Origin of the sequence: Paenibacillus sp. OT2-17 (assembly GCF_009827695.1) — a bacterium.
GTDB lineage: Bacteria > Bacillota > Bacilli > Paenibacillales > Paenibacillaceae > Paenibacillus > Paenibacillus polymyxa_B.
In genome coordinates, this window is sequence record NZ_WUDQ01000197.1 from 1 (window position 1) to 6209 (window position 6209).

Annotated in this window: 7 protein-coding genes; 6 read left to right on the forward strand and 1 reads right to left on the reverse strand. The window is 39.8% G+C overall.

The window, feature by feature from the left end; all coding sequences use genetic code 11:
* The 3 genes from GRP75_RS17110 to GRP75_RS17120 all read left to right on the forward strand — a co-directional run.
* Window positions 1-194: PTS glucose transporter subunit IIA (locus tag GRP75_RS17110; RefSeq protein ID WP_160789885.1), on the forward strand; the 194-nt coding region annotated here is incomplete at its 5' end.
* Window positions 195-224: 30 nt separating this feature from the next.
* Window positions 225-1682, forward strand: a complete 1458-nt coding sequence (locus GRP75_RS17115; protein ID WP_160789886.1) for a glycoside hydrolase family 1 protein — start codon at window positions 225-227, stop codon at window positions 1680-1682.
* A 275-nt stretch (window positions 1683-1957) separates the two neighbouring features.
* On the forward strand, window positions 1958-2794 hold the full coding sequence (locus tag GRP75_RS17120; protein WP_023989690.1) for a methyl-accepting chemotaxis protein: 837 nt from the start codon (window positions 1958-1960) through the stop codon (window positions 2792-2794).
* Between the two features lie 87 nt (window positions 2795-2881).
* Here GRP75_RS17120 and GRP75_RS17125 read toward each other — a convergent pair whose 3' ends face one another.
* Complete coding sequence (locus GRP75_RS17125) at window positions 2882-3376, reverse strand: nuclear transport factor 2 family protein (RefSeq protein ID WP_023989689.1); 495 nt, start codon at window positions 3374-3376, stop codon at window positions 2882-2884.
* A gap of 196 nt (window positions 3377-3572) precedes the next feature.
* Between GRP75_RS17125 and GRP75_RS17130 the strand changes: the two genes are divergently transcribed.
* From GRP75_RS17130 to GRP75_RS17140, 3 genes are all read left to right on the forward strand, one after another.
* The gene (locus tag GRP75_RS17130) at window positions 3573-4127 is read left to right on the forward strand and encodes a TetR/AcrR family transcriptional regulator C-terminal domain-containing protein (RefSeq protein ID WP_023989688.1); all 555 of its coding nucleotides are present in this window, start codon (window positions 3573-3575) and stop codon (window positions 4125-4127) included.
* Between the two features lie 180 nt (window positions 4128-4307).
* Window positions 4308-5114, forward strand: coding sequence for an alpha/beta fold hydrolase (locus tag GRP75_RS17135; RefSeq protein WP_160789887.1), 807 nt, complete (start codon window positions 4308-4310; stop codon window positions 5112-5114).
* A 24-nt stretch (window positions 5115-5138) separates the two neighbouring features.
* Window positions 5139-6122, forward strand: a complete 984-nt coding sequence (locus GRP75_RS17140) for a sensor domain-containing diguanylate cyclase (RefSeq protein ID WP_075154567.1) — start codon at window positions 5139-5141, stop codon at window positions 6120-6122.
* Window positions 6123-6209 lie beyond the last annotated feature (87 nt).

Below are 6209 nucleotides of genomic sequence, written 5' to 3' on the forward strand. Positions count from 1 at the left end.
CTAAAGTAAAACAGGGAGATGCTGTTAAAAAAGGCCAGCTGCTTATGGAGTTTGATATGGAAGCTATAAAAGAGGCTGGTTATGTTTTGACCACACCTGTTATCGTTGCCAATACTACGAATTACCTGGATGTCATTGAAACAGAGAAGAAGGCGATTGAGTATCAAGAGGATTTATTGACCGTCGTAGTCTAATCTTAATTAAATGTTGAGGAGGAATTAACAATGGAAAATACAACTAAATTGGAATTTCCACAAGGATTTTTATGGGGAGGTGCAACGGCTGCCAACCAATTTGAAGGTGGATATAATGAAGAAGGTAAAGGCTTAAGCACTGCGGATGTGATTACGGCTGGAACGCATACGACTTCCCGAAGAATTACACCTATACTGGAAGAAGGAGTGAACTATCCGAGTCACGAGGCTATTGATTTTTTCCACCACTATCAAGAGGATATCCGCTTATTTGCAGAGATGGGATTCAAGGTCTTTAGAATGTCCATTGCGTGGTCAAGAATATTTCCTAACGGAGATGATGCAGAGCCGAATGAGCAAGGCTTGCAGTTCTATGATCGTGTATTCGCAGAATTGAAAAAGTATAATATTGAGCCTTTGGTTACAATCTCACATTATGAAGCACCGTTTCATTTGACCCAAAAATATAATGGTTGGTCAGATCGCAGAGTCGTAGATTTTTATGTGAGATATTGTGAAGTGCTTTTTAACAGATACAAAGATGTTGTGAAATACTGGTTAACCTTTAATGAAATCAATATTTTAACCTTGTCATTTGGCGCATTCATGGCTGGAGCTATGATGCCGGAGGGGAATGGAGAGCTTGCCCATGCTACAGTGAAGGATGAGCAGGTTTTGTATCAGGCGTTGCATCATCAATTTATTGCCAGTGCAAAGGCTGTAAAGCTGGGTCATGAAATCAATAAGGACTTTAAAATCGGTTGTATGATTGCTTATATGTGTTCCTACCCACTTACATGCCATCCTGATGATATTCTGCTAGCTCAACAAAAGGATAACTTAAGTAATTTCTTATGCTCAGATGTTCAAGTAAGAGGCGCTTATCCGGGATTTGCCAAACGCTATTTTAGAGATCATAACATTCAGATCAAAATGCAAGAAGAGGATGAGGACATCTTAAAGGAAGGCTGCGTAGATTTCTATACCTTCAGCTATTATTCCTCTACTTGTGTCAGCGCCGATCCCAACCAGGAGAAGGTGGGAGGAAATTTATCTATGGGCTTAAAGAATCCTCATTTGAAAGCAAGTGCCTGGGATTGGCAGATCGATCCACAGGGATTGAGATGGTCCCTCAATAACATTTACAACCGATACGAAATCCCGTTAATGGTTGTTGAAAATGGCCTTGGCGCCGTAGATACAGTGGAAGAAGACGGCTCCATTCACGATGATTATCGAATTGATTATCTAAAGCAACACATTGAGCAAATGAAAGAAGCGATTGCTGATGGAGTAAACTTAATAGGGTATACGCCTTGGGGATGTATTGATCTGGTAAGTGCGGGAACTGGTGAAATGAAAAAGCGTTATGGGTTTATATACGTAGATAAGGATAATGAAGGCAAAGGGACACTTGCCAGATCCAGAAAGAAGAGCTTCTATTGGTATAAGAATGTGATTGAAACCAATGGAGAGCAGTTGGATTAAATCTTAGCGCCTGTTTCATAAAAGTCATACCGTCAGCGCGTGCCAATTTTAATCGGTACGCGCCGCTTGTATTTATTATGAAATGAAAACAATACCTTAAATGGATATGCATCCCGGCCGTAAAAATGGATTCCCTTCAGGAAACTACGGAGATTGTTTATAGGTAGGGGCTCAACATCATCCATAGTATTTTTAAATTCACTAAACACATGGGATGAAAATGTCGAAATAGAAGATAGGACTTATATCAAAATATAAGGAAGTGGATACATATTATGAATCAAGTAGAAGCTGTTTTGACCGCCATGCCATTTATCAAAGAAGCTGCACGACAAGATGTTTCAATTTCCGTAATGGACAGGGAAAAATTTCTGTTCTTTCAGTCGGGTAAAAGCTTAGTTTATGACTTCAAAGCAGGCGATCCTCTTCCTGATGTACACAGAGACTTCAAAATGCTAGTAGGCGGTGAAAAGACCAGAGAGCGTTACGCTGCTGAAGTTTTCGGCATCGCTGCTGATTCTTACTTTCATCCGATTAAGAATGAACAGAATGAGATCGAGGCCGTAATGTGTATCACCTATAGTATGGATAATCAAGATCAACTGAAGAAGTTGATGACTCAAGCCGAGGATGTTACAAGCAAGCTAGTTGAAGGGATTCAGCATGTGGCGGCCCATTCGGAGGAGCTTAGTGCGACAGCCGAAGAAATTCTAAGCAATACTAAACAGGCGGTTGAGGACTCCGGTAACGTGACTGAGGTGGCCGGCTACATTAAGGAAATTTCAGAGCAGACGAACTTGCTTGGATTAAATGCAGCAATTGAAGCAGCCCGAGTGGGTGAGGCAGGAGCTGGTTTTGGGGTTGTGGCTACAGAAATCCGAAAAATGTCTACGGGCACCAAGGAAGCAACCGGACGGATTGAGCAGTCCTTGCAAGCCGTCAGACAATCGGTTTATAACATGGAACAAGAAATCACACAGATTGCGGTATCCTCCCAAGAGCAAGCCAAGCTTGTTACGGAATTTATGAATATTATTGATCAATTAAATGTAACCAACCACGGCTTGAGAGGGTTAGTAGAAAAAATCACGGATGATGTTGAAGCAGAATAAAGAATGAAAAAAAGTCTCGGTCTGTGAATTGTACATTCCGTATGGAAATGTAGATTACAGGCCGAGACTTTTTCTAATAGTAAATATTTACGAGTATTGTTGGTTTAACAGTGCAGTATCATAATACTCTTCGAAAGATTTGATTTTATTGTTTTCAAATTTAAAGATCTGGACATAGATCCCGTTGTATTTTATTTTTTTATTTTCTCCCCATGGTCCATTCGCTGTGATATCAATATGGCTGCGTGTTTTTGTCACAATCGTGTTAGGATTTTCTCCGACTATAAACTCATCGATGGTCCATTCAAATGTCCCTTTCATATCATTAAAAATGGGATTAAAGAAGCCTTTTACAGCATCCCAGCCTTCTTGAACAGAATTGTGCAAAACTGCCACATCATCAGTGGTAAATGGGGTAATTACAGCCGGATTATCTTCAACCCACAAAGAATAAAATTTGTCCGTATCTCCTAAATATAAAGAAAAAAAGTCTACAATGACATCCATGTTCTTTTTAGCAACTTCATTCTCGCTGTTGAATGAAGCATTAATAGTTACATTTTTAATCTTTTTGGGATTCATGCTGTTATTCTCCTTTATAAAAAAGATTTTGAACCATTACCTTTTCATTTGGTAGATGGCTGTCCAGCTTCTATTTACATCATTAGTATAAAATATAGGCAATTAAATAATAATAGACTGATTTTTAAGAGTGTTAAAAATGTAGACAAATGCTTCATAGTGTACAAATGTAAAATAAAATTTTGTGAGGGCTAACATGATTCGAAAAACAACTCCTAAGGAACTTCTTGCTGAATCTTTGATAGACTTAGCCAAAATACATCCAATCCAGTCCATCACCGTAACGGATATTACTGACAATTGTCAGGTTAGCAGACAGATGTTTTATTATCATTTTTCCAGTAAATATGACCTGATCTCATGGATATATAGTGATAAGGCAGATAAAATTATTGAACAATATATAGAAAAAGAGCCTTGGGGACGTGTTGCCGGGAGAATTGTTGAGTTTATTAAAGAGGATTACATCTATTTTAAAAAGGCTTTTGACGACAATACGCACTTGTCTTTTTATAATAATATCTTTAACTATACGGTTGAATGCCACACCAATTATATTCTTAAGAAAACAAATAGGACTTCGTTGCCTCCCGACATCCTTTTTGCTATAAGATTTAACGCTTATGGAGGAGTGAATGTGACTAAGGACTGGCTTGAGAACGGCATGAAGGAATCTCCAGAGCAATTAGGCGAATTAATATTCTCTGCGATGCCCTTGCCTATAAAAAAATATTTTCATTTAGATGAATAAATGCCGCGGAGAGGATACAGATATGAATTTGAATGAGTTAAATGAACAGAGTTACTCCGAACTAGAAGAATATTGGGTACATGTATTTCTGAATGAGATTCATTATCCATAATCAAATCTTTTCCGATATAATAATGAAAAGCTGATAGAACAGATACTACCTCAGAGAGGTGATTTATAATGACCGTTGACATTCTCGTACGTAATAATGTAAAAGTGCTGGGCTCAGGCAGCCAAACGATCGTATTTGCTCATGGCTTTGGATGCGATCAGGATATGTGGCGTTATATCGTCCCTAGCTTTATCGACAACTACCAAATCGTCTTATTTGATTACGTAGGTTCCGGAGAATCTCAAATTAAGTACTATGATTCAGAAAAATACAGCGACTTACAAGGGTATGCCCAAGATGTGCTAGATATTATGGAAGCGCTAGAATTAAGAAATGTCATATTCGTCGGACACTCCGTTAGTAGTATGATCGGAATGCTTGCTTCTATCCGCAATCCCCAATATTTTGAGCGCATCGTCATGCTCGGTCCCTCTCCTCGTTATGTGAATGACCTCCCCTATTATTATGGAGGCTTCGATAAGAGTGACATCGATGAATTGCTTGATATGATGCAAATGGACTTCATTGGCTGGGCTAGTTACCTGGCACCCATTGTTATGCAGAATCCTGAACGACAGGAATTAACCGAAGAGTTGGAGAAAACCTTTTGCTCAAGAGACCCTCATATTGCACGACAATTTGCGGAAGTGACTTTTTTTTCGGATTGCCGTGTCGATCTCCAGCATGCTTCGATTCCTACACTGATTCTCCAGTGCTCGGACGATAGCATTGCTCCGATTGAAGTAGGGAATTATTTACATACTCATCTTAAAAACAGCAGGCTTCAACAGATGAGGGCAAAGGGGCATTATCCTCACTTAAGTCAACCTGGAGAAACAAGCGATCTGATTAAAGAGTATTTAGCCAGTGTGTAATATCAGGAGAAAGGCAGTCATGAAATGGATATTCAATTAGATAAAGCTCCCTGTGGATATTTCTCAATCTCGGATTCTGGCTTCATTCAATCGGTAAACCAAACTTTATTGGATATGCTACTTTATGACCGTAATGAATTGCTCGGACGGCCGATTGAATCCACAATGTCTGTTACCAACAAGCTATTTTTTCATACTTATTTTTATCCCTATATTCAGTTGTACGGGCATGTCGATGAGATGTACTTTTCGTTTCGGACAAGTGATCGACAGGATGTGCCTGTACTTCTAAACGGGGTGCGCCAGGAACGCAACGGAGAAACTGTTATTGATTGTGTAGTGCTTATGATGCGTAAGCGAATTGAACATGAGAGAGATATTCTGCAGACCAAAACCAAGCTTCAGGAATTATATCAGGCTACGAATGAAGCGAACCAGAAGCTTGAACGGTTGCACGAAGAATATGAAATCAAACAGCAGGAGCTAGAAAGGATTAATCTCCAGCTTGAAACGATGGCATCAACGGACCCGTTAACCGGTCTTAAAAATAGAAGGTATTTCCAAGATCAATTACTAGCTAGCCTCGCGTCTTTTCGTGAGAGTGGAATATCTTTTTCGCTGCTTATCATTGATATTGATCGATTTAAAAGTATTAACGATACTTATGGTCATCCAGTGGGCGACCTAGTGCTTACGAATCTGGCAGAATTACTGCAATCCATGTCACGGGATAGGGACATTGTCGCTCGGTATGGCGGCGAGGAGTTCGTAATTATTCTTCCGGGCAACGATCAAGAAGAAGCTATTCTTACAGCGGAAAGATACCGCTCCACGACGGCCTCGATGGATTGGGGAGAATATGCTATTACTGTGAGTATTGGTGTGGCAACGGTTACGCAAGAGGATACGGAACAAACGATTGTTCATCAAGCGGATTTAGCTCTGTATGCTTCCAAAAGTGGCGGGAGAAATCGGGTCACTCATTCAGCAAATCTCGTAAAGGGATAGATATAAAGAGGGATAAAAATGGGGAAAGCGTACAAGCTGGACTGTGATACCTGTACTTATACTGAGAACATATTTGTAGGATTTGGT